Origin of the sequence: Pseudomonas sp. OF001, from assembly GCF_904426495.1 — a bacterium.
In the GTDB taxonomy this organism is placed as follows: domain Bacteria; phylum Pseudomonadota; class Gammaproteobacteria; order Pseudomonadales; family Pseudomonadaceae; genus Geopseudomonas.
This window is the reverse complement of sequence record NZ_CAJGBM010000023.1, coordinates 19,820-41,410: the sequence shown is the minus strand read 5'-3', so window position 1 is coordinate 41,410 and position 21,591 is coordinate 19,820. Positions and strand designations below refer to the sequence as shown.

The following is a 21,591-nucleotide window of genomic DNA, read 5'->3' as shown; positions in this document are numbered from 1 at the left end:
CTCAGTCGGGGAAGCGCACGCGCACGTGCGCGCTGGTGGCCACGGCCTGGCAGGCCAGGGTCCAGCCTTCGTTCAGTTCCTGCTGGTCGAGGGCCTCGTTGCGCAGCAGCTCGACCTCGCCCTGCTCCACCGTGCACATGCATGAGGCGCAGGCGCCGACCAGGCAGGAGTGCGGCGCGCGCACGCCGGCGCGGCGCATGGCGTCGAGCAGGGTCTCGCCGGGTTCGCAGTCGAGGGCGTGCTCGGCGCCGTCGAGGCTGACCTCCAGGCGCGCGGCCACCGCCGCCTCGCTGACCACCGCCTCGCCCTGCTCGCCCTCGCCGGGCAGCGAGACGAAGCGCTCGACGTGGACCTTGGCGTTGGGCACGTCGAGGCTGTGCAGCGCAGCGACCGCGGCGTCCATGAACGGTCCGGGGCCGCAGATGAAGGCCTCGGCCTGCCTGAACGGCCGCGCCAGTTCGGCGAGCTGCTCGACGGCGGGGATGCCCTGCACCGAGTCCAGCCAGTGGATCACCTGCAGGCGGCTCGGGTGGGCGCTCGCCAGCGCCTTCAGCTCGTCGCGGAAGATCACCGAGGCCTCGTCGCGGTTGGCGTAGATCAGCAGCACGCGGCCGGAGCCGGCATGCAGCACCGAACGGAGGATCGACAGCACCGGGGTGACCCCGCTGCCGCCGCCGAACAGCAGGAAGTCGCCGTCCAGGCTGCGCGGCACGAACACCCCGGCCGGCGCCATCACCTCGATGGCGTCGCCGGCCTTGGGCACGTCGCACAGCCAGTTGGAGGCGCGGCCGTCGCGCACGCGCTTGACGGTGACGCGCAGCGGTTCGTCGAATAGCGGCGTGCTGGACAGCGAGTAGCAGCGCGGCAGCCAGCTGCCCTCAAAGGGGATGCGCAGGGTGAGGAACTGCCCCGGCTTGTACTTGAATTGCTCGGCCAGCGCGGCCGGCACCTCGAACACCAGCGAGCGGGCGTCGGCGGTTTCCTCGATGACCTGCGCCACGCGCAGGGAGATGTATTCGGGACTGTTCATGCTCAGATACTCATGACGAACTGGCCGCTGTCGATGCGCAGTTCCATGCCGTTGATGGCGCGCGACTCGTCGCTGGCCAGGTACAGGGCGGCGGAAGCGACGTCCTCGGGCAGGCACATGCGGTTCATCGGGTCGCTGTCGATGGTGAACTTCGCCGGGTCGATGCCCGGCGGGTAGCTGGCGACGGTCATCGGCGTCAGCACGCCGTCGGGGTGCAGCGAGTTGCAGCGGATGCGGTACTTCTGCCGGCGGCAGTGCGCCGCCACCGCGCGGTTGAGGGCGGCCACCGCGCCCTTGGAGGCGCCGTAGGCGGCGTAGTCGTCGCGTCCGGCCAGGGCGGCGATGGACGAGACGTTGATGATCGAACCGCCGCCGCTGTCCTTCATCAGCGCGACGGCCATGCGGCAGCCGAGGAAGGCGCTGTCGGCGTTGACCCGCAGCAGCCTGTGCCAGTCGGCGAGGCTGCTCTCCTCGATGCTGCCCTTGAGCAGGATGCCGGCGTTGTTGACCAGCACGTCGAGGCGGCCGTAGCGCTCGCGGATCAGTTCGGCGACCGCGTTCCAGTCGGCCTCGCTGGCGGCGTCGTGGCGGACGAAGCTGGCCGCATGGCCCAGCTCGTCGGCCAGCGCCTGCCCGGCGTCGGCGTTGAGGTCGCTGATCAGCACCCGGGCGCCCTCGCCCACCAGCGCCTGCACGATGGCGCGGCCGATGCCGCTGGCGCCGCCGGTGACCAGGGCGATCTTGTCCTGTACCCGTCCTGTCATGTTCGTCTCCTCGTTCAGGCGGGCGCGCCGGCTGGCGCTGCCCGGGTGGTCGTGGTGTGGTTCGCCTGGGCCGCCGCTTCGCCGGCGCGGCGGCCGGAGAACACGCAGTCGGCCAGCGACAGGCCGCTGATGTAGAGGTGCGAGGGAATGCCGATGGCGGTGCGCCCGGCGGCATACAGGCCGGGAATGGCCTGGCCCTGGCCGTCGAGCACCGCGCCGTTGTCCTCGTCGACCTTGAGGCCGCCGAGGGTCAGCGCACCGAGCGGGAAGATCGGGTTGCCCACCGAGATGTCGCAGGCGTAGAACGGCCCCTGGTCGAGCACCTGGCGACTGCTTTCCGACTTGCCGACCGGGTCCGGCGCTGTGCCGCGGGCGGCGGCGTTGTAGGCGCGCAAGGATTCCTCGAGCAGCGCCGGCTGCATGCCGGTGACGCCCGCCAGCTCGCGGGCGGTGCGGCCCTTGCGCACCTTGAGCAGCATCAGCGCCAGCGCCGGCACGCTCTGGAACCACCAATAGCCGCCGAACAGCGCCTGTTTGATGGCCTGGCGACGCAGGCGGGCGTCGAGCACCAGCCAGGCCTTGCCGCCCTGCTCCTCGCACAGCGGATAGCCGAGGGTGCCGCCGTAGACTTCCTCGTTGACGAAGCGCTGGCCAGCCGTGTTGACCACGATGCCCTTCGGCCAGCACAGCGGCGGGTTGATGAAGCGCCACGGCGAGACCTGCTGCAGGCGGTCGCTGGCCGCCCCGGCGGAGAGGCCCAGGCGCAGGCCGCTGCCGTCGCAGCCGGTGGCGCCGACCTTGAAGTTGCGCCGGTACTTGGGCGCGTGTTCGCCGATCATCGCCCGGTTGAAGATGAAGCCGCCGGTACTGAGGATCACCCCGCGGCGGGCCTGCACCAGGCGCGGCTTGGCGTGCTGCTGCTCGATCCGCGCCAGCTTGCGGCGCAGGCCGTCGCAGTAGCTCGGGGCGAAGTTCTGCAGTCGTTCGGCGCGAGCGGCCAGCCTGGCGTGCTCCCTGGCCGCCGCACTGCCGGCCGGCAGGCACCACAGCTCGGCGCCGATCACCCGGCCCCGGGCGTCCAGCACCAGGCGGCGCGCGGCGGACTGCGTCTGCGGCCGCACGCCGGCCTTCAGGCAGGCGCGCTGCAGGTGGCCGTAGAGCACCGCGCCGCACTGGCCCTTGCCCACGGTACGGTGCCCGCGCGGCGCCGGCGGATGCTGGCCACGGTGCGAGGGCACCATCTCGTTGCCCGAGTAGTAGAGGAAGTAGCCATCCGGCGGATAGGAGGTCTTGCCGCCACCCGGCGGCATGCTGTGCGCGTAGCGGGCGCCGTGGCCTTCCAGCCACGCCAGGTTGGCCGCGCTGGACTCGCAGAAGCGGCGCAGGGTGGCGTCGCCGATCACGCCCTGGGTCTCGTGCCTGAGGTAGTCGAACATCGCCTCGGGGCTGTCGGCGTAGCCGGCGTCGCGCTGCTGGCGAGTGCCACCGCCCGCATACACCACCCCGCCGCTCTTGGCGCTGGCGCCGCCGCCGGTGAAGCGGTCGGCGACCAGCACGTCGGCGCCCCGGGCGCGGGCCTCCAGCGCCGCGCAGGCGCCGGCCGCGCCCCAGCCGATCACCAGCACGTCGCACTGATCGTCCCACTGCAGGCTGCTGGCATCGGCCACCTGCAGCGGCAGCTGGATGTCGGTGCAGGTGGAAATCGCATCGTGCTTCATGACCGCTCTCCTCAGGCGCTGGCGGCGATGTGCCGGGCGGCGATGTAGCCGAAGGTCATCGCCGGGCCGAGGGTGCCGCCGGCGCCCGGGTAGCTGGTGCCCATCACCGAGGCCGAGGTGTTGCCGATGGCGTACAGGCCGGGGATCGGCTGGCCGTTCTCGTGCAGCACCTGGGCGTTGGCGTTGGTCAGCAGGCCGCCCTTGGTGCCGATGTCGCCGGCATCCAGGCGCATGGCGTAGAACGGCCCCTTGGCGATCGGCGCCAGGCACGGGTTGGGCTTGACGTTGCTGTCGCCGTAGTAGCGGTCGAACACGTTGCCGCCGCGGGCGAAGTCGGCGTCGACGCCGGTGCGGGCGAACTCGTTGACGCGCTTGACGGTGGCATCCAGGCCGGCCGGGTCGACGCCGATCTGCCGGGCCAGGCCGTCGAGGCTGTCGGCCTTCCAGTACACGGTGTTCAGCCACTCCTTGCGCAGGCGGCTGTCCGGCGACACCTGGGCCGGCATCAGCGGGCCCATGGCGTAGTTGAAGCGGTAGTGGGCGTCGAAGATCACCCAGGCCGGGATGCTCTTGGCGTCCTTCTGGTGCTCCTTGTACATGGCGTCGACGAACTCCAGGTACGGCGCCGCCTCGTTGACGAAGCGCTTGCCCAGGCCGTTGACCACGATGGCGCCGGGGAAGGCGCGCTCGGCGAAGATGCCGCGCGGCTTCTCTTCACCCGGCACCTTGATGGTCGGTGCCCACCAGGCCCAGTCCATCAGCTCGGTGGCGGCGCCGATGGCCTGCGCGGCCTCCAGCGCGGCGCCGGTGTTGTTGCCCGGCGGAGTGGCGCTCCAGTCGACGCGGGTCGGCTGCGGCAGGTACTTCTCGCGCAGCGCCTGGTTCTGTTCGAAGCCGCCGCAGCCGAAGATCACCCCGCGACGCGCCTGCAGGGTCATCTTCTGGCCTTCGCGCACCACCTGGATGCCGGTGACCCGGCCGTTCTCCACCACCAGCTCACGGAAGTCGGTGTTCAGCCACAGCGGCACGTCGCGGTCCATCAGCGAACGGCGCAGCGCGGCGATCAGCGAGGCGCCGAGGGCGGCGCGGCGGTCCATCTTGGTCTTGCGCCGCCACTTGAAGTCGAGCTTGTAGCGGGCGATCAGGCCGAGAATCATCAGCCGCCAGCCGAACTCGCGGGACATCGCCTTGTGCGCGTGGCGCGCGGTCCAGGCGATACAGCCCATCAGCAGGGTGGTCGGCGACGGCTTGCGCATGTGCTCGTATTCGTCGCCGAGCAGGCTGGTGTCGAACAGCTCGGGGTCGAGGCTGCGCCCGCCGGGCAGCGAGCCGGGCAGGTGCTGGTAGTAGTCCGGGTACTTCTCGGCCACCGCGTAGCGCACGCGGCTACGGGTCTCGAGGTAGTGGATCATCCGCGGCGCGTACTCGAGGTAGGCGCGCAGGCGCTCCTCGTCGATCTTGCCCTCGGTGGAGGCCTTCAGGTAGGTCAGCGCCTTGTCGTAGCTGTCCTTGCCACCCTTCTCGGCGAAGTAGTGGTTGTTGGGGATCCAGATGCCGCCGCCGGAGATCGCCGAGGTGCCGCCGTACTTGTCGCTCTTCTCGACGACCAGCACCGAGAGGCCCTGGTCGGCAGCGACCACCGCCGCCGACATGGCGCCTGCGCCGGAGCCGACGACGATCACGTCGTAGGCGGATTGGGGCCGAACCTGTGTTGTCATTGTTTTCGTGTCCTTTGCCGTGGTGGTCGAGCCGAATTCAGACGTACGGATCGGGGTTGGGCAGGCCGAGCTGCACCGCGCCGTAGCTGCGGCCGTAGGCGGCCACGTTGTTGGAGATGTGCCCGCGCGCCTGGTGCAGGTCGCGGAAGGTGCGCGCCACCGGGTTGGTGTTGTACAGGCCGGAGGCGGCCATCGAGCGCAGCAGGTCGCTGACCCGCTCGGCACAGATATTGGTGACCTGGGCGGACTGGTAGCGGTACAGCAGGCGGGTCTCGGTGTCGGGAATCTCGCCCTTCTCGGCCAGCGCCAGCATGTGCGCGAAGTTGCGCTCGAGCACCAGCTTGAAGGCATCGACGGTGGTGATCGCCTCGGCCACCGCGGCCTGCGCCACCGGGTCCTCGGCGGTCTTGGCGCCGTGCTTGCCGATGTGGCGGGCGGCGTTGTCGCGGAACTCGTTGATCGCACCCTGCAGGGCGCCGAGGCACGAGCTGGACACCGCGCGGGTGAACACCTGGGCGAAGGGCAGCGCGTAGATCGGGTTGGTGTTGACCTCGCGGCCCGGGGTGGCCGCCAGGCTGGCGTTGTTGGTGCGCTGCACGCGGTGGGCGGGGACGAAGGCGTCCTCGATCACGATGTCGTGGCTGCCGGTGCCGCGCAGGCCGAGCACGTCCCAGTTCTTCTCGATGCGGTAGTCGCTGCGCGGCACCAGGAAGGTGCCGTGCTCGACCGGCAGGTCGCCATCGGCCGGCAGGACGCCGCCGAGCAGGCACCACTGGCAGTGCTCGCTGCCGCTGGAGAAGCCCCAGCGCCCGCTGATGCGGTAGCCGCCTTCCACCGGGGTGACCCTGGCCACCGGCATGTAGGTGGAGGAGATCAGCGTGCTGGTGTCTTCGCCCCACACGTCCTGCTGGGCCTCGACCGGGTAGCGGGCCAGCTGCCAGGGGTGCACGCCCATCACGCCGTAGATCCAGGCGGTGGACATGCAGCCTTCGGCGAGGGTCATCTGGATCTCGAAGAAGGTGCGCGGGTCGACCTCGTAGCCGTCCCACTGCTTGGGCTGCAGGGCGCGGAACAGGCCGGCCTCCTGCATCTCGCGGATGGTCTCGTCGGGCACCTTGCCCTCGCGGTCGGCCCGCTCGGCCCGCTCGCGCAGGGCGGGCACCAGGCGGCGGGCGCGAGCGATCAGCTCGATCTCTACCGCGGTTTTCTCTCGCATGACATGCATCGCCAACTCCTCCGTCGATCTCATCGAGCGAATCTGCTCATGGCTTCGATCATCGGGCGCGGCCCGGCTGCGCTCATCGTCAAACCGGACTAGGCAGAAGCATGCAGACGGCGGACAGCAAAAGGCCCGGCGCTGGGCCGGGCCTTGGAGGGCGTGGGATGGGGAGTCGGAAGCGGCGTGACGTGGCTGGCTTAGCCTTTGAAGCCCTTGGCCACGAAATACACCTCGCTCGAGCGGGAGCGCGAGGCATCGGGCTTGCGCACCACGACCTTTTCGAACGAGGTGCGGACATCCTTCAGGAACTCGTCCGAGCCTTCGCCCTGGAACACCTTGACCGCAAAGTTGCCGCCCGGCTTGAGCACTTGCCGAACCATGTCGAGGACCAGCTCGACCAGGTACATCGAGGAAGCCTGATCGGCGGCGGCAACCCCGCTGATGTTGGGGGCGATGTCGGAGATGATCAGGTCGGGCTGCCGGCCATCGAGCTTGTCGAGGATCTGCTGGAACACCTTGTCGTCGGTGAAGTCGCCCTGGATGAAGTCGACGTTTTCCAGCGAGTCCATCGGCAGGATGTCGCTGGCCAGCACCCGTCCCTTGTCGCCCACCAGACGGCCCGCCACCTGCGACCAGCCACCGGGCGCCGAGCCCAGATCCATGACCAGCATGCCGGGGCGGATCAGCTTGTCCTTCTCGATCAGCTCGAGCAGCTTGTAGGCGGCGCGCGAGCGATAGCCGTCCTTCTGCGCCTGTTTGACGTAGGGATCGTTGACGTGTTCTTTCAGCCAGCGGCTGCTGCTTTTGGAGCGTTTCATGATGGAGCCAACCACGGAAATCAGGTGAGAAGCGGGCCAGCGCATGAGGCATGGGGCCGCAAAATGGCGGCAAGTATACGCCGATAGGGCTTGGCGCGGCACCGCCCCTGACAGGGGCGGGCGCCAGCAGCTACAATTCGCGCCTTTCCCCTCCCCCAGTTGCTTCCTTTGCCGGAGACACCGGCCAGGATTACCCCATGATTCGCATCAACGAACTGTCCCTGCCCCTCGACCACTCCCCCGAGGAGCTGCGCGCGGCCATCGTCAAGCGCCTGAATATCCGCGACGCCGACCTGCTGAACTTCAGCGTGTTCAAGCGCAGCTACGATGCGCGCAAGAAGAACAGCGTCATCCTGTTCATCTACATCATCGACCTGGAAGCCCGCGACGAGGCGTCGATCCTGGCGCGCCTGGCCGATGACAAGAACATCCGTCCGGCCCCGGACACCAGCTACCACCCGGTAGCCCAGGCACCGGCCGAGCTGAGCGAGCGGCCGCTGGTGGTGGGTTTCGGTCCCTGCGGCCTGTTCGCCGCCCTGCTGCTGGCGCAGATGGGCTTCAAGCCGATCGTGCTGGAGCGCGGCAAGGACGTGCGGCGGCGCACCAAGGATACCTGGGCGCTGTGGCGCAAGAAGACCCTGACCCCGGAATCCAACGTGCAGTTCGGCGAGGGCGGTGCCGGCCTGTTCTCCGACGGCAAGCTCTACAGCCAGATCAAGGACCCCAAGTTCTACGGCCGCAAGGTGATGCACGAGTTCGTCCGCGCCGGTGCGCCGGACGAGATCATGTACGTGAGCAAGCCGCACATCGGCACCTTCCGCCTCACCGGCGTGGTCTCCACCATGCGCGAGGAGATCATCGCCCTGGGTGGCGAGGTGCGCTTCGAAAGCAAGGTGACCGACCTGCTGATCGACGACGGCCAGCTCGAGGGCGTGGTGCTGGAGAGCGGCGAAACCCTGCGCAGCCGCCATGTGGTGCTGGCGCTGGGCCACAGCTCGCGCGACACCTTCCGCATGCTGCACCGCCAGGGCGTATTCCTCGAGGCCAAGCCGTTTGCCGTGGGCTTCCGTATCGAGCACCCGCAATCGATGATCGACCAGGCGCGCCTGGGCAAATACGCCGGCCATCCGGAGCTGGGCGCCGCCGACTACAAGCTGGTGCACCAGGCCAAGAATGGCCGCGCGGTGTACAGCTTCTGCATGTGCCCCGGCGGCACCGTGGTGGCCGCCACCTCCGAGCCGGAGCGCGTGGTGACCAACGGCATGAGCCAGTACTCGCGCAACGAGCGCAACGCCAATGCCGGCATCGTCGTCGGCATCAACCCGGAGCAGGATTTCCCCGGCGGCCCGCTGGCCGGCGTGGAGTTCCAGGAGCGTCTGGAGTCGCGCGCCTATGAGCTGGGCGGCCGCGACTACTGCGCGCCCGCGCAACTGGTCGGCGACTTCATCCGCGGCGTGCCGTCGAGCGAGTTCGGCGAGGTCGAGCCGTCCTACAAGCCCGGCGTGCGCCTGGGCGATCTGGCGCCCTCGCTGCCGGACTATGCGATCGAGGCCATCCGCGAGGCGCTGCCGGTCTTCGGCAAGCAGATCCGCGGCTTCGACCGCAACGACGCCGTGCTCACCGGCATCGAAACCCGCACCTCGTCGCCGGTGCGCATCACCCGCGACCCGGAGACCCTGCAAAGCCTCAACCTGCGCGGCCTGTTCCCGGCCGGCGAGGGTGCCGGCTATGCCGGCGGCATCCTGTCGGCGGGCGTGGATGGCATCAAGGTCGCCGAAGCGGTGGCCAGGTCGATGCTGGCCGGACTCGAACCGACCGCCGCGCAGAGCCACTGAGCGAGCCTCGATGAAACTCGACGACATCAAGAAACTGCACCAGAAAAAGTACCGGGCCGAGTTCGGTCATTTTCTTGTGGAGGGCGAGCACCTGCTGCTGGAGCTGCAGAAAGCCGCGGTCCACGACCCGCGGCTGCTGCGCAGCCAGCTGTACGTGACCGGCGCCTACGAGCACTGGCAAAGCCCGTTCAAGACTCACCTGATCAGCGAGCGCCAGATGGCGCAGATCGCCGACACCAAGACCCCGCAGGGCATTCTTGCCGTGGTGCCGATGCCGGAGACCGCCGCGCCACTTGCTGCTTCCGCAGCGAACGAGCGCGCCATCTACCTGCATGAAATCCAGGATCCGGGCAACCTCGGCACCATCCTGCGCACCCTGGCCTGGTTCGGCGGCTTCCGCTGCCTGCTCAGCCCGGGCAGCGTCGATCCGTACAACCCCAAGGTGGTGCGCGCCAGCATGGGCGCCATCTTCCATACGCCGCTCGAACTGGATGTCGAGCTGGATTCGCTGCGCACGCGCTTCGCCCGGATCGCCTGCCTGGACATGCAGGGCGAACGCGTGCAGACGGCCAGCTTCAGGGACTTCGACTGCTACCTGTTCGGCAACGAAGCCCGCGGCGTGCCCCGCGAGCAGCTGCTCGCCCTGCATGCCCAGCCCTTCACGATCGCCGGCTGCGGCAGCATCGAATCGCTGAACCTGGCCACGACGGTCAACATGTGTGCGTATGAGTTGAGTCGCTGACGGGTTCGGAACGCATGGCGCGGGGGCCGGGCTTCACCGCGGCTGATGGCTCCCACGCTCCGCGTGGGAGCCTGGCTGGCGACGCTCCGCGTCGCTAAGGGTCTGCGGTTGTGCGCAGCCTCGGGAGGACGCTGAGCGTCGAGGGCTGCGTTCCCACGCGGGAGCGTGGGAACGATCAAAAAACCAGCAAGTCCCCGGCGGCATCGCTGCCGGGGGGCTTTGGCTGCGAATAAATTCCTCCTGGCTTGCCGGATGCTGTCGAAGTTCGCCTTCCCCCGCGCCCGATGGCGACTGACTGAAACCAGCCAGGAGCGAACATTATCCGCTAGCTACGTCAGCTACAATGCAACCCATTCGAGAAAGTGTGGTAAAAAATAGTGTTATGGGTGGGTTAATACTATTTCACACTGCACCTGCCACATCCAAATATCAAGGCTAGACATCCATCTGAACGATGACGGAGTATTATTCGATGCTTTTAGCTGATCAGCCATCCATCGACCCATCTCAGGACCTGTTTGGTCATGCCCCATTCGCTCGAACGCTAGCCAATGCTATCAAGAGCTATCAACACAGCGATGGTATTGTGTTGGCTTTATACGGCCCGTGGGGGGCTGGAAAATCCACAGTACTGGCTTATGTGCAGCATGAGCTTGAAATATGTCCAGAGCAGGACCGCCCAGTCATAGTGCCATTCAACCCTTGGTGGTTTTCCGGCCAGGAGCATCTGGCCAAAGCATTCCTGGGCCAGCTCCAAGCAGTGCTTCCTCAGAAGCACGAAAAGTTTCGCGCCTTCGGTGACAAGCTGTCTGAGTTCTCAGAGGCGCTGGGTGGAGTGGGTGACGTGGTCGGCGCAGTCACTGGCCAGGGTTGGCTTGGCGGTATCCTACGAAGCGGCTCTAACATGGCAGGCCGTAAGCCCAAGGATGTCCCCGCGCTTAAGGATATATTGTCGAGGCTATTGCTTGAGCAAAAGAAACGGATCTTAGTAGTTATCGATGACATTGATCGCTTAGCTCCTGAAGAGGTTCGGCAGCTCTTCACGGTAATCAAGGCGCTAGCCAACTTCCCATTTGTAACGTACCTGCTGGCTTTTGACCGCGAAGTAGCTGCCAGGGCGATAAGCGAACAAACTGGATTGCCTGGTGAGCGCTACCTAGAAAAGATCATTCAGGTTCCATTTGAGTTGCCGCGAGTTGATCGTACGGTCCTACGTCAAGCGCTGTTCAAAAGGCTAGACGCTGTTATGTCGCAAACACCTGACGGTCGTTTCGACAGCATGCATTGGACCAACATCTTCCACTCAGGGCTTGCTCCTCTTTTCGTGGTTCCACGAGACGTCGTTCGACTGACTAATGCATTAAGCGTTACATATCCAGCTGTTGTCAGCGAGGTGAACCCTGTTGATTTCATCGCTATTGAATCGCTTCGCGTTTTTTTGCCTGGCGTGTACGACGCGATCCGTATGGCGCCTGAAAAATTTGTGGGGCACACCGGTCATCTCGAAAATGAAGAGAGGTCACGTGAAGCAGCTTTCCACGAAGGCTGGCTGAAAGATGTTCCCGATTATTTGCGCGCATCGACCAAAGAGATGCTTGAGAGGCTCTTCCCACGACTAGAATCGGTGTGGTCAAACGCGTACTACAGTGAAGAAATATCCGGCATGTGGCGGCGGAGTTTGAGGGTTTGCTCTCCTGACATTTTCCCCGCGTACTTCAGGCTATCGCTTCCATCGGAAGCAATCAGCCGCTCCGATATGGACTTGCTACTTTTGGAAGCTCATGATCCAGCAGCCTTTTCTGCTGCACTCCTGTCGGCTGCAGAAATTAAAGGCGGGGATGGAGTCTCTAAAGCTCGCGCTCTTTTAGAGCGCATCATGGATCACGTTGAAGAAGATATCAGCTCCGTTAACGCCAGCTCAGTTATTGAGGGACTTCTTGATATCGGCGACAAACTAAATCTTAAGTCAGACCGCCTGCGTAGCGACTTTGACTTTGGCAATGAATCGCGGGCGTGTCGAATCATTTATCATTTATTAAAAAAGGTGGATGTTGCACAGCGATCTCAAATACTCGCGCATGCTATCAGCCAGGGGCATGCTGTTAGATGTAGCCAGTATATTCTCCGCGCCCTAGCAGAGGAAGCTGAAGAGTCCGCGAGCTCAGGGGGGAACTCGCTCGTAAGCGCGGATGAGATAAGTTTTTTAAAATCTGCATGGGTGCGTCGTGTAACTCAACTCTCGGCAGAGGCGAGCTTCATAGATCATCCTTCGCTTGCTGTACTGCTGCACGGATGGATGCAATGGGGGGATCCAGATGAGGTCGCGAATTGGTGGAAAAGGGGGGCAATAAGCGACGAGGGATTCCTTAAATTGATTGCCGCTGAGTCATCCGAGGTGCGGACGCAAGGTGCTGGAGACTACGGCTGGCGCTATCAGTTGCGCGTGGCACCAAAGAACCTCGAACCATACGGTGATGTACTCGCGTTTGCTGAGCGGGCAGAGGCGCTATTGGCCGCAGGCGATTTCGCCGAGCCATACGGATCAGCCGCGAAGCAATTCGTACGCGAGTGCAAACTGCTATCCCAAGGCAAGAGTCCTGACTATTTTGACAGCGATGAGGATTGACCGCTCCTGGCCGATTGCTGCCGCGAGCCACTCACCGCCCCGGACATTCACGACCTCTCCAGACCACCACCTCAGCAATCACTCGCGAGAGCCGCAAACTGGCCCTCGCATCTACGCGCCAATGGTGGGAAATGCCTCCGGCAGTTTCCCACCCTACCGGCTACGGGGTGATCTGCGCCTCCATCGCGGCTAGGAAGTGCTCGCCATACGGCGGCAACAGCCCCCACTCGCGGCGCGGGTCGTAGGCGCCGGCCTCGAACACCGTGCGCGCGTGGCTGAACTCGAGGAAGCCCTCGCGGCCGTGGTAGTGGCCCATGCCGGAGGCGCCGATGCCGCCGAACGGCGCGTCCTGCATGGCGGCGTGCATCATCGCGTCGTTGATGGTCACCCCGCCGGACAGGCTGTGCTCCAGCACCCGCTGCTTCTCGGCCTCGTCCGTGCCGAACCAGTACAGCGCCAGCGGCCGCGGCCGGGCATTGATGTCGGCGAGCACCGCGTCGATGGAATCGTAGGGCAGCAGGACCATGGCCGGGCCGAAGATCTCCTCCTGCTGGATGCGGCAGGACACAGGCGGATCGACCACCACGCGCAGCGGCCGGCGGCGATCGGCCGGATCGGCCGGCAGAGCCTCGGGCAGCGACTCGACGCGTACCCCGGCGGCCACGGCGTCCTCCACCAGCCCCTCGACCCGCGCCAGATGGCGCTGGTTGACCACGGCCACCACGTCCGGGTTGCCCTGCACCTGCGGGAACAGGCTGGCGTAGGCGCCCTGCAGCTCGGCGAGGAACGCCTCGGTCTGCTCGCGCGGCACATAGACCAGGTCCGGGTTGACGCACAGCTGGCCGCCGTTGCTGGCCTTGGCGGCAGCGATGCGGAAGGCCGCGGTGGCGAGGTCGGCGCTGCGCGAGACGATGGTCGGCGACTTGCCGCCCAGCTCCAGGGTCAGCGGCACCAGGTTGTCGGCGGCGTTGCGCATCACCGCCTTGCCGATGGCGGTGCTGCCGGTGAACACCAGGTGGTCGAACGGCTGGCGGGTCACCGCCTCGGCCATCTCGGCGCCGCCCATGGCCACGCCGACCACCTGCGGGTCGAGGTGCTCGGCGCAGGCGGCGGCCAGCACCTCGGCGGTGCGCGGGGCGATTTCCGAGGGCTTGAGGGTCGCCCGGTTGCCGGCGGCCAGCACGTAGGCCAGCGGGCTGAGCAGGGTGAACAGCGGCGCGTTCCAGGTGCCGACGATGGCCACCGAACCCTTGGGCTGGTAGAGCACCCGCGCCCGGGCGCCGAGCTGATCATAGGGCGGGAACGGCTGGCGCTCCTGCGGCTGCATCCACTCCTCCAGATGGTCGCGGGCGTGCTTGAGCGAGGCCAGCGAGCCGAGCACGTCGTTCATCAGCGAGAAGCCCGCCGGGCGATTGCCGAAGTCCTCGTCCATCGCCTTCGCCAGCGGCTTGTGCCAGGCCACCAGCAGGTCGATCACCTGCTGGATGCGCCGGCGCCGTTCGCCTGCGGGGACGGCGCCCTCGGCAATGAAGGCGGTCTTCTGCGCAGCCAGCAGCGCGGCCAGCCCTTCGACAGTGGTAATCACGGAACTCATCGAACCTCCTCGATCCTTGCGGCGGCGGCCGGTGCGGCGCCCTGCGGCGATAGTGGCGAGGGCCGCCTTGCCGACGCCTCGTCCATAGAGACGATGCCACGTCCCGCCTGCGCTGCGAATACTCTGTGCACCATCCCCCGAACCCGCGAGGCAGAGCATGAACGCTCCGGCTACCTTCGACCCGCAGGCCTTCCGTGCCGCCCTGGGCACCTTCACCACCGGGGTGACCATCATCACCACCCGCACCGCCGAGGGCGAGGCGGTCGGCATCACCGCCAACAGCTTCAACTCGGTGTCGCTCAATCCGCCGCTGGTGCTGTGGAGCCTGGCCAAGAGCGCACGCAGCCTGCCGGCGTTCAGCGAAAGCCGCTTCTGGAACGTGCACGTGCTGGCCGCCGAGCAGGAGCCGCTTTCGGGGCGCTTCGCCACCCAGGGCAGCGACAAGTTCGCCGGCATCGAGCTGGACGACGGCATCGGCCCGGCGCCGCTGCTGCCCGGCTGCACCGCGCGCTTCCAGTGCCGCACCGCCTTCCAGTACGAGGGCGGCGACCACGTGATCTTCGTCGGCGAGGTGCTCGCCTTCGACAGCAGCGAGCGGCCGCCGCTGGCCTTCCAGAGCGGCCAGTACGCGCTGGCCGCGCGCAAGCCGCGCCACGAGCTGCGCCTGGGCGCCACCCCGCCGCCGGAATGCAGCTACACCGAGGACCTGCTCGGCTACCTGCTCGGCCGCGCCCACTACCAGATGCTCGACAGCCTGCGCCGCCTGCTGGCCGCGCAGAGCCTCGACGAGCACGTGTTCTTCATCCTCTCGGTGCTGTGCATCAGCGACAACCTGACCCTCGACGAGCTCAACGCCTTCGTCGCCTACACCGGCCACCGGGTGAGCGCACAGACGCTGGCCGAGCTGGAGCGCAGCGACCTGATCGCCGGCGAGCAGGACGGCGAAGGCGAGCGCCGCTACCTGCTGACCGCTGCCGGCCGCGAACGCTCGCTGCACGAGATCGCACTGGCCAAGGCCGTCGAGAGCGAGGTCGCCGACAAGCTGGAGCCCGGCGACGTGATGGCGCTCAAGGTGCTGCTCAAGCGCCTGGTGGCCGCCACCGATCCGGGCCTGCCGGACCTGTGGGCGGCGCGCTGAAACCTTTCCCGGACCGACAACAACGACAAGGAGATACGCCATGAACATCCTGCAGCGCTTCAACCTCGACGGCAGCGTCGCCGTGATCACCGGCGGTGGCCGCGGCATCGGCCGCGCCATCGCCCTCGCCTACGCCGAAGCCGGCGCCGACGTGGTCTGCGCGGCGCGCACCCTGGCCGACGTGCAGGGCGTGGCCGACGAGGTCCGCGCCCTGGGCCGCCGCGCCCTGGCGCTGACCTGCGACGTCAACGACAGCGCGCAGCGCGAGGCGCTCATCGCCGCCGCCCGCGAGCAGTTCGGGCGCATCACCCATCTGGTCAACAACGCCGGCGGCGCCGGCCCCAACGATCCGCTGACGCTGACCCCGGAGCGCCTGGAGGAGATCCTGCGCTTCAACGTCACCTCGGCCTACCACCTCACCCAGCTGTGCGTGCCGCACATGCGCGAGGCCGGCGGCGGCAACGTCATCAACATCACCTCCGGCGCGGCGCGCTACGCCCAGCGCCAGTTCAGCGCCTACGGCACCGCCAAGGCAGCACTGACCCAGATGACCCGTCTGCTGGCCCAGGACTTCGCCCCTCAGGTGCGGGTCAACGGCATCGCCCCCGGGCCGATCCTCACCGATGCCCTGCAGCGGGTGATGCCCGCCGAGATGCGCATCGCGATGGAGACCGGCACCCCGCTGGGCAGCCTCGGCGAGGTCGAGGACATCGCCTGCGCCGCCCTGTACCTGGCCAGCCCGGCGTCGCGCTGGGTGACCGGCAAGATCCTCGAGGTCGACGGCGGCGCCGAGAACAGCGTCTGGCCGGGCTGAAAGACGCTGTAGGGGCGAATTCATTCGCCCACATGCCCCGGCAAGGCGAATGAATTCGCCCCTACAAAAAGGCAATCGCATGAACGAATCCCTGATCGACACCCTCGGCGACGAGCTGTTCGCCGCCCTGCGCGACCGGCGCACCCTGGCGCCGCTCACCGAGCGCCACCCGGACATCACCCTGGACGACGCCTACCGCATCTCCCTGCGCTTCCTCGCCCAGCGCGAGCGCCAGGGCGAGAAGGTGATCGGCAAGAAGATCGGCGTCACCAGCAAGGCCGTGCAGGACATGCTCAACGTCCACCAGCCGGACTTCGGCTTCCTCACCGACCGCATGCAGGTGGCCGACGGCAGCGATGTCAGCCTCGCCGAGCACCGCCTGATCCAGCCGCGCGCCGAGGGCGAGATCGCCTTCATCCTCGCCGAGGACCTGACCGGCCCCGGCATCACCGCCGAGGACGTGCTGGCCGCCAGCGCCTGGGTGGTGCCCTGCTTCGAGATCGTCGACTCGCGCATCCACGAGTGGAAGATCCGCATCCAGGACACCGTGGCCGACAACGCCTCCTGCGGCGTGTTCGCCCTCGGCGAGCAGCGCATCGACCCGCGCAGCCTGGATCTCGCCGCCGTGCGCCTGGAGATGAGCAAGAACGGCCAACCGGCCGGCAGCGGCCTGGGCAGCGCGGTGCAGGGCCATCCCTGCGCGGCGGTGGCCTGGCTGGCCAACACCCTGGGCGAGCTGGGCATCCCGTTCCGCAAGGGCGAGGTGATCCTCTCCGGCGCCCTCGCCCCGCTGGTGCCGGTGACTGCCGGCGACAGCATCCACCTCTCCCTCAGCGGCCTGGGCGAAGCCTCGCTGCGCTTCGTGCCCTGATGTCCCCCTTTTCGAGAGCGAAACCATGACCAAGAAGATCAGATGTGCCGTGATCGGGCCGGGCAATATCGGCACCGACCTGCTCTACAAGCTCAAGCGCAGCCCGGTGCTGGAGCCAGTGTGGATGGTCGGCATCGACGCCACCTCCGAGGGCCTGGCCCGCGCCCGCGAGATGGGCCTGAAGACTACCGCCGAGGGCGTGAACGGCCTGCTGCCGCACGTGCTGGAAGACAACATCCAGATCGCCTTCGACGCCACCAGCGCCTACGTGCACGCCGAGAACAGCCGCAAGCTGAATGAGCTGGGCGTGCTGATGATCGACCTGACCCCGGCCGCCATCGGCCCCTACTGCGTGCCGCCGGTCAACCTCAGGCACAACCTCAAGGCCGGGGCGATGAACGTCAACATGGTCACCTGCGGCGGCCAGGCCACCATCCCGCTGGTGGCGGCGGTGTCCAGCGTGCAGCCGGTGGAATACGCCGAGATCGTCGCCACCGCCGCCTCCAAGTCGGTCGGCCCGGGCACCCGCAAGAACATCGACGAATTCACCCGCACCACCGCCGGCGCCATCGAGAAGGTCGGCGGCGCCAAGCAGGGCAAGGCGATCATCGTCATCAACCCGGCCGAGCCGCCGCTGATCATGCGCGACACCGTGCACTGCCTGACCGAGTCGGAGCCGGACCGCGAGGCGATCACCGCCGCCATCCTGGCGATGATCGAGCAGGTGCAGCAGTACGTGCCGGGCTACAAGCTGGTCAACGGCCCGGTGTTCGACGGCAACCGCGTGTCGATCTTCATGGAGGTGGAGGGCCTGGGCGACTACCTGCCCAAGTACGCCGGCAACCTCGACATCATGACCGCCGCCGCCGCGCGCACCGCCGAGATGTTCGCCGAGGAAATCCTCAAGGGCGAACTGACCCTCGCCCCGCAACCCGCCCTCGCCTAAGGAGCCGACCATGGATCTTCGCGGCAAGAAAATCACCGTCCACGACATGTGCCTGCGCGACGGCATGCACCCCAAGCGCCACCAGATCAGCCTGCAGCAGATGAAGGACATCGCCAGCGGCCTGGACGCCGCCGGCGTGCCGCTGATCGAGGTCACCCATGGCGACGGCCTCGGCGGGCGCTCGGTGAACTACGGCTTCCCGGCGCACAGCGACGAGGAATACCTGTCGGCGGTGATCCCGCTGATGAAGCAGGCCAGGGTCTCCGCCCTGCTGCTGCCGGGCATCGGTACCGTCGACCACCTGCGCATGGCCCACGAGCTGGGCGTGTCCACCATCCGCGTGGCCACCCACTGCACCGAGGCGGACGTCTCCGAGCAGCACATCAGCATCGCCCGCCAGCTGGGCATGGACACCGTCGGCTTCCTGATGATGGCGCACATGAACAGCCCCGAAGGCCTGGCCAGGCAGGGCAAGCTGATGGAGAGCTACGGCGCCAACTGCGTGTACATCACCGACTCCGCCGGCTACCTGCTGCCCGACGACGTGGCCGCGCGGGTCGCCGCGCTGCGCGCAGTGCTCGATCCGGCCACCGAGATCGGCTTCCACGGCCACCACAACCTGTCGATGGGCGTGTCCAACTCCATCGCCGCCATCGGCGCCGGCGCCACCCGCATCGACGCCGCCTGCGCCGGCCTCGGCGCCGGGGCCGGCAATACGCCGATGGAGATCCTCGTCGCGGTGTGCGACCGCATGGGCATCGAGACCGGCGTCAGCGTGTTCGGCATCCAGGACGTCGCCGAGGACCTGGTGGTGCCGATCATGGACTTCCCGATCCGCAGCGACCGCGACGCCCTGACCATGGGCTATGCCGGGGTCTACGGCTCGTTCCTGCTGTTCGCCAAGCGCGCCGAGAAGAAGTACGGCGTGTCGGCCCGCGAGATCCTCGTCGAGATGGGCCGCCGCGGCATGGTCGGCGGCCAGGAAGACATGATCGAGGACACCGCGATGACCATGGCCCGCCAGCGCGGCCTGCCGGTCTGAGCGTCGCCGGCCTGGCGCCGCCGAGGCGCCAGGCCGGTTAGTGGTATCCGCCCGGCCGCGCGGGGTGTATTGCGCGGCCGGGCCATCCCCCGACCGGACCGGCCGGGCGCCGTGACGGCATCGCGAGCCGCCCGACCGCCGGGCCGGCCCTCTGCAAGGAGGCCGCCATGGCCCGCGCCACCCCCTCCCCCGGCCTGTGGCACAGCCACGGCCTGCTGTTCCTGCTGGCCCTGATGTACGCCGACAACTTCGTCGGCCGCCAGATCCTGGCGGTGATGATCGAGCCGATCAAGCAGGAGTTCGGCGCCAGCGACAGCGCCATGGGGCTGATCTCCGGCCTCGCCTTCGCCGCCGTCTACGCGGTGCTCGGCCTGCCGGCCGGGCGTCTGGCCGACCGCCTGCCGCGCACCCGCCTGCTCGCCGCCTCCTGCCTGCTGTGGGCGCTGGCGACCATGGCCTGCGGCCTGGCCGGCGGCTTCCTGGTGCTGGTGCTGGTGCGCATGGCGGTGGCCAGTGCCGAGGCGCCGGCGACGCCGACCGCCTTCTCGCTGATCGCCGACCTCTATCCGCCGCACCGGCGCTCGTTCGCCATCAGCTGCTTCACCGCCGCGCCGACCTTCGCCGCACTGATCGGCCTGTCGGTCGGCGCCTGGCTGGTGGAGACCCACGGCTGGCGCACCACCTTCATCCTCATCGGCCTGCCGGGGCTGCTGATCGCCGCGCTGCTGGCCTTCAGCGTGCGCGAGCCGCAGCGCGGCCGCTGGGAAATTTCCCATGCACCGGCAGCGCCGCAGGGCCTGCTGCGCACCGCGCTGGAGCTGTGGCGCGAGCCGGCGCTGCGCTGCCTGCTGGTGGCCGGCGGCTTCTGCACCCTGAGCGGCTACGCCCTGGCCATGTGGAACGCCAGCTTCCTGGTGCGCTCCCACGACCTGTCGCTGCAGCAGGCCGGCCTGCTCGCCGGCCTGGTCGGCGGGGTGGTAGCCGGCATCGGCACCCTGACCAGCGGCTGGCTGACCGACCGCCTGGCGCAGCGCAGCCGCCTGTGGCTGCTCGGCATTCCGCTGCTCGGCAACCTGATCGGCGCCGCGGCGATCGCCGCCTACCTGCTGTGGCCGGCCGGCACCCTCGCCCAGTTCGGCGCCCTGGCGGTGCCGACCGCGCTGCTGTGGTGCGCACTGGCCTGCTTCTTCAGCGTGTGGTGGGTGGCGCCCTCCTACACCCTGATCACCCATCTGGTCGCCCCGGACCGGCGCGGCACGGCCATGGCGCTGCAGACCATCCTCTCCACCATCCTCGGCGTCGGCCTCGGCCCGCTGGCCACCGGCATGCTCAGCGACCTGCTGCTGCCGGCCTTCGGCCAGGAGTCGCTGCGCTATGCCCTGCTGGCCAGCAGCCTCACGGTGGTGGTGCCGGTGCTGTTGCTGCTGAGGGTGTACGCACTGAGTCGCGAGAGCGAGGCGGCGCTGGCCTGGCGGCCGCAGTGAGACTTCCGGCAGCCCGCCCCACGGCGGGCTGCCGGAAACACCGACGCACGGACAAAAAAAGACGGTAACCCCCCTGGAGGTTACCGCCAAACACGCTCGACCGTTTTGTTGCGAACAGGCGGCCTGGCCGCCTCAGAAACCGTTGATAAATGGCGCCAGGCCCATCCGCGAGAGAATCAGGCCCATGAAGTCGTCCGCGCGCAGCCGTTCGGCATAGGGATCGTGGACGCAGAGGAATACCAGCAGCAGTGCCGTCATGACGAAGAACAGAAGCAGTATCAGTTTTTGTTTTTCCAGCTTCATCGGATTCACTCCGCCCGGCGGACATGGCCCGGGAATGATTCGTTGCGATCCTCATGCTACTCGCGAAGAAAATGCCGACATCGTCCATGCGGACTACGGCCGCGGGCAATGGAAGCGGTAATTTCCGCCAGCGGCGCACGCGCCGCGGACAAGCTCTCCCACTCCAACGACAGGATGCCCCCACCATGCTGCGCCGCCTTCTGGCAGTGACCCTGCTGCTCCTGACCACCCTGCCCGCCTGGGCCACCACCGACGCCAGCGACCGTCTGCACGCCATGCGCAGCCACGGCTTCCTGCTGGTCGCCAACGTGCTGGTGTATTTCAACTATCACGACTCGGCCTCGACCTTCTCCCCGGAGGTTCGCGAGGCCTACCGGGCACACCTCGCCGGCCTCGGACGCCTGGCCGGCGAGGCGCCCGCCACCCCGGGGCTCGGCGAGGCCGTGCAGGGCCTGCAGGAGGCGCTCGCCCAGCTCGAGAAGCAGCCGGAGGATGCCGCCGGACAGTACGCCCGCTGGATCAACCCGCTGCTGCGCGCCCACGGCGAGCTGGAGAAGGCCGCCGCGGCAGCCTATGGCGGAACGGGCGCCGACGACTCGCCGGCCGGGCGGCTGCAGCAGCAGAGCCTCGATCTGGGTCGCCTGCTGCTGCTCTACGAGACCCAGGCCTTCACCAACCTGGGGATCTTCGCCGTGGACTTCCACGAGGACAGCTTCCGCGAGATCGACCAGCGCGTCGCCGCCCGCCACGCCGCACTGCTCGAGGAACTGCCGGACGCGGGCGCCGCGCTCGGCAAGGTATGGACGGACTACAACTTCATCCGCCCGCACCTGCTCGACTCCGGCAAGGGCGTCGCCTCGCGCAGCGCGGTGCGCTATCTGGGCAAGGGCATCGAGCGCCTGGACCAGCAGGCGCTGGCCAGGCGCTGA

At 67.7% G+C, this 21,591-nt stretch carries 18 protein-coding genes; 10 read left to right on the top strand and 8 right to left on the bottom strand.

What is annotated here, in order from left to right; all coding sequences use genetic code 11:
- Position 1: 1 nt before the first annotated feature.
- The 6 genes from RA210_RS13525 to rlmE all read right to left on the bottom strand — a co-directional run bounded on the left by RA210_RS13525 (position 2) and on the right by rlmE (position 7,267).
- Complete coding sequence (locus RA210_RS13525; protein WP_201486803.1) at positions 2 to 1,030, bottom strand: ferredoxin--NADP reductase; 1,029 nt, start codon at positions 1,028 to 1,030, stop codon at positions 2 to 4.
- Between the two features lie 2 nt (positions 1,031 to 1,032).
- Positions 1,033 to 1,794, bottom strand: coding sequence for a glucose 1-dehydrogenase (locus RA210_RS13520; RefSeq protein ID WP_201486802.1), 762 nt, complete (start codon positions 1,792 to 1,794; stop codon positions 1,033 to 1,035).
- Between the two features lie 14 nt (positions 1,795 to 1,808).
- Entirely contained in the window at positions 1,809 to 3,512 is a 1,704-nt protein-coding gene (locus RA210_RS13515; RefSeq protein ID WP_201486801.1) for an FAD-binding protein, read from the bottom strand.
- Between the two features lie 11 nt (positions 3,513 to 3,523).
- Positions 3,524 to 5,230, bottom strand: coding sequence for an FAD-dependent oxidoreductase (locus RA210_RS13510; RefSeq protein ID WP_201486800.1), 1,707 nt, complete (start codon positions 5,228 to 5,230; stop codon positions 3,524 to 3,526).
- Positions 5,231 to 5,267: 37 nt separating this feature from the next.
- Positions 5,268 to 6,455, bottom strand: a complete 1,188-nt coding sequence (locus RA210_RS13505) for an acyl-CoA dehydrogenase family protein (RefSeq protein WP_201486799.1) — start codon at positions 6,453 to 6,455, stop codon at positions 5,268 to 5,270.
- A 191-nt stretch (positions 6,456 to 6,646) separates the two neighbouring features.
- Complete coding sequence (gene rlmE, locus RA210_RS13500) at positions 6,647 to 7,267, bottom strand: 23S rRNA (uridine(2552)-2'-O)-methyltransferase RlmE (protein ID WP_136489528.1); 621 nt, start codon at positions 7,265 to 7,267, stop codon at positions 6,647 to 6,649.
- Positions 7,268 to 7,464: 197 nt separating this feature from the next.
- On the opposite strand from rlmE, the gene RA210_RS13495 reads away from it, so the two are divergent.
- From RA210_RS13495 to RA210_RS13485, 3 genes are all read left to right on the top strand, one after another.
- Entirely contained in the window at positions 7,465 to 9,102 is a 1,638-nt protein-coding gene (locus tag RA210_RS13495; RefSeq protein ID WP_201486798.1) for an NAD(P)/FAD-dependent oxidoreductase, read from the top strand.
- A 10-nt stretch (positions 9,103 to 9,112) separates the two neighbouring features.
- Entirely contained in the window at positions 9,113 to 9,844 is a 732-nt protein-coding gene (locus RA210_RS13490) for a TrmH family RNA methyltransferase (protein ID WP_201486797.1), read from the top strand.
- A gap of 472 nt (positions 9,845 to 10,316) precedes the next feature.
- Complete coding sequence (locus RA210_RS13485) at positions 10,317 to 12,470, top strand: KAP family P-loop NTPase fold protein (RefSeq protein ID WP_201486796.1); 2,154 nt, start codon at positions 10,317 to 10,319, stop codon at positions 12,468 to 12,470.
- A gap of 160 nt (positions 12,471 to 12,630) precedes the next feature.
- On the opposite strand, the gene RA210_RS13480 is transcribed toward RA210_RS13485, so the two are convergent.
- Positions 12,631 to 14,064, bottom strand: coding sequence for an aldehyde dehydrogenase family protein (locus tag RA210_RS13480; RefSeq protein ID WP_201486795.1), 1,434 nt, complete (start codon positions 14,062 to 14,064; stop codon positions 12,631 to 12,633).
- A 157-nt stretch (positions 14,065 to 14,221) separates the two neighbouring features.
- On the opposite strand from RA210_RS13480, the gene RA210_RS13475 reads away from it, so the two are divergent.
- From RA210_RS13475 to RA210_RS13450, 6 genes are all read left to right on the top strand, one after another.
- Positions 14,222 to 15,202 (top strand): flavin reductase, encoded by a 981-nt coding sequence (locus tag RA210_RS13475; protein ID WP_201486794.1) that lies wholly within the window; start codon positions 14,222 to 14,224, stop codon positions 15,200 to 15,202.
- A 40-nt stretch (positions 15,203 to 15,242) separates the two neighbouring features.
- A complete protein-coding gene (locus RA210_RS13470; protein WP_201486793.1) occupies positions 15,243 to 16,016 on the top strand; it encodes a glucose 1-dehydrogenase in 774 nt (257 codons plus the stop codon).
- A 79-nt stretch (positions 16,017 to 16,095) separates the two neighbouring features.
- The gene (locus tag RA210_RS13465) at positions 16,096 to 16,887 is read left to right on the top strand and encodes a fumarylacetoacetate hydrolase family protein (RefSeq protein ID WP_201486792.1); all 792 of its coding nucleotides are present in this window, start codon (positions 16,096 to 16,098) and stop codon (positions 16,885 to 16,887) included.
- 25 nt (positions 16,888 to 16,912) lie between these two features.
- Entirely contained in the window at positions 16,913 to 17,833 is a 921-nt protein-coding gene (locus RA210_RS13460; protein WP_201486791.1) for an acetaldehyde dehydrogenase (acetylating), read from the top strand.
- 10 nt (positions 17,834 to 17,843) lie between these two features.
- On the top strand, positions 17,844 to 18,875 hold the full coding sequence (gene dmpG, locus RA210_RS13455) for a 4-hydroxy-2-oxovalerate aldolase (RefSeq protein WP_201486790.1): 1,032 nt from the start codon (positions 17,844 to 17,846) through the stop codon (positions 18,873 to 18,875).
- 167 nt (positions 18,876 to 19,042) lie between these two features.
- Complete coding sequence (locus tag RA210_RS13450) at positions 19,043 to 20,359, top strand: spinster family MFS transporter (RefSeq protein ID WP_201486789.1); 1,317 nt, start codon at positions 19,043 to 19,045, stop codon at positions 20,357 to 20,359.
- 132 nt (positions 20,360 to 20,491) lie between these two features.
- Here the strand turns inward: RA210_RS13450 and RA210_RS13445 are convergent, their stop codons facing one another.
- Entirely contained in the window at positions 20,492 to 20,662 is a 171-nt protein-coding gene (locus RA210_RS13445) for a hypothetical protein (protein ID WP_168772498.1), read from the bottom strand.
- 185 nt (positions 20,663 to 20,847) lie between these two features.
- Between RA210_RS13445 and RA210_RS13440 the strand changes: the two genes are divergently transcribed.
- The gene (locus RA210_RS13440; protein ID WP_201486788.1) at positions 20,848 to 21,591 is read left to right on the top strand and encodes a hypothetical protein; all 744 of its coding nucleotides are present in this window, start codon (positions 20,848 to 20,850) and stop codon (positions 21,589 to 21,591) included.

Excerpts from the sequence above, each read along its gene's own strand:
- RA210_RS13525 (WP_201486803.1), bottom strand. The coding sequence starts at position 1,030 with ATGAACAGTCCCGAATACATCTCCCTGCGCGTGGCGCAGGTCATCGAG.
- RA210_RS13520 (WP_201486802.1), bottom strand. The coding sequence starts at position 1,794 with ATGACAGGACGGGTACAGGACAAGATCGCCCTGGTCACCGGCGGCGCC.
- RA210_RS13515 (WP_201486801.1), bottom strand. The coding sequence starts at position 3,512 with ATGAAGCACGATGCGATTTCCACCTGCACCGACATCCAGCTGCCGCTG.
- RA210_RS13510 (WP_201486800.1), bottom strand. The coding sequence starts at position 5,230 with ATGACAACACAGGTTCGGCCCCAATCCGCCTACGACGTGATCGTCGTC.
- RA210_RS13505 (WP_201486799.1), bottom strand. The coding sequence starts at position 6,455 with ATGCATGTCATGCGAGAGAAAACCGCGGTAGAGATCGAGCTGATCGCT.
- rlmE (WP_136489528.1), bottom strand. The coding sequence starts at position 7,267 with ATGAAACGCTCCAAAAGCAGCAGCCGCTGGCTGAAAGAACACGTCAAC.
- RA210_RS13495 (WP_201486798.1), top strand. The coding sequence starts at position 7,465 with ATGATTCGCATCAACGAACTGTCCCTGCCCCTCGACCACTCCCCCGAG.
- RA210_RS13490 (WP_201486797.1), top strand. The coding sequence starts at position 9,113 with ATGAAACTCGACGACATCAAGAAACTGCACCAGAAAAAGTACCGGGCC.
- RA210_RS13485 (WP_201486796.1), top strand. The coding sequence starts at position 10,317 with ATGCTTTTAGCTGATCAGCCATCCATCGACCCATCTCAGGACCTGTTT.
- RA210_RS13480 (WP_201486795.1), bottom strand. The coding sequence starts at position 14,064 with ATGAGTTCCGTGATTACCACTGTCGAAGGGCTGGCCGCGCTGCTGGCT.
- RA210_RS13475 (WP_201486794.1), top strand. The coding sequence starts at position 14,222 with ATGAACGCTCCGGCTACCTTCGACCCGCAGGCCTTCCGTGCCGCCCTG.
- RA210_RS13470 (WP_201486793.1), top strand. The coding sequence starts at position 15,243 with ATGAACATCCTGCAGCGCTTCAACCTCGACGGCAGCGTCGCCGTGATC.
- RA210_RS13465 (WP_201486792.1), top strand. The coding sequence starts at position 16,096 with ATGAACGAATCCCTGATCGACACCCTCGGCGACGAGCTGTTCGCCGCC.
- RA210_RS13460 (WP_201486791.1), top strand. The coding sequence starts at position 16,913 with ATGACCAAGAAGATCAGATGTGCCGTGATCGGGCCGGGCAATATCGGC.
- dmpG (WP_201486790.1), top strand. The coding sequence starts at position 17,844 with ATGGATCTTCGCGGCAAGAAAATCACCGTCCACGACATGTGCCTGCGC.
- RA210_RS13450 (WP_201486789.1), top strand. The coding sequence starts at position 19,043 with ATGGCCCGCGCCACCCCCTCCCCCGGCCTGTGGCACAGCCACGGCCTG.
- RA210_RS13445 (WP_168772498.1), bottom strand. The coding sequence starts at position 20,662 with ATGAAGCTGGAAAAACAAAAACTGATACTGCTTCTGTTCTTCGTCATG.
- RA210_RS13440 (WP_201486788.1), top strand. The coding sequence starts at position 20,848 with ATGCTGCGCCGCCTTCTGGCAGTGACCCTGCTGCTCCTGACCACCCTG.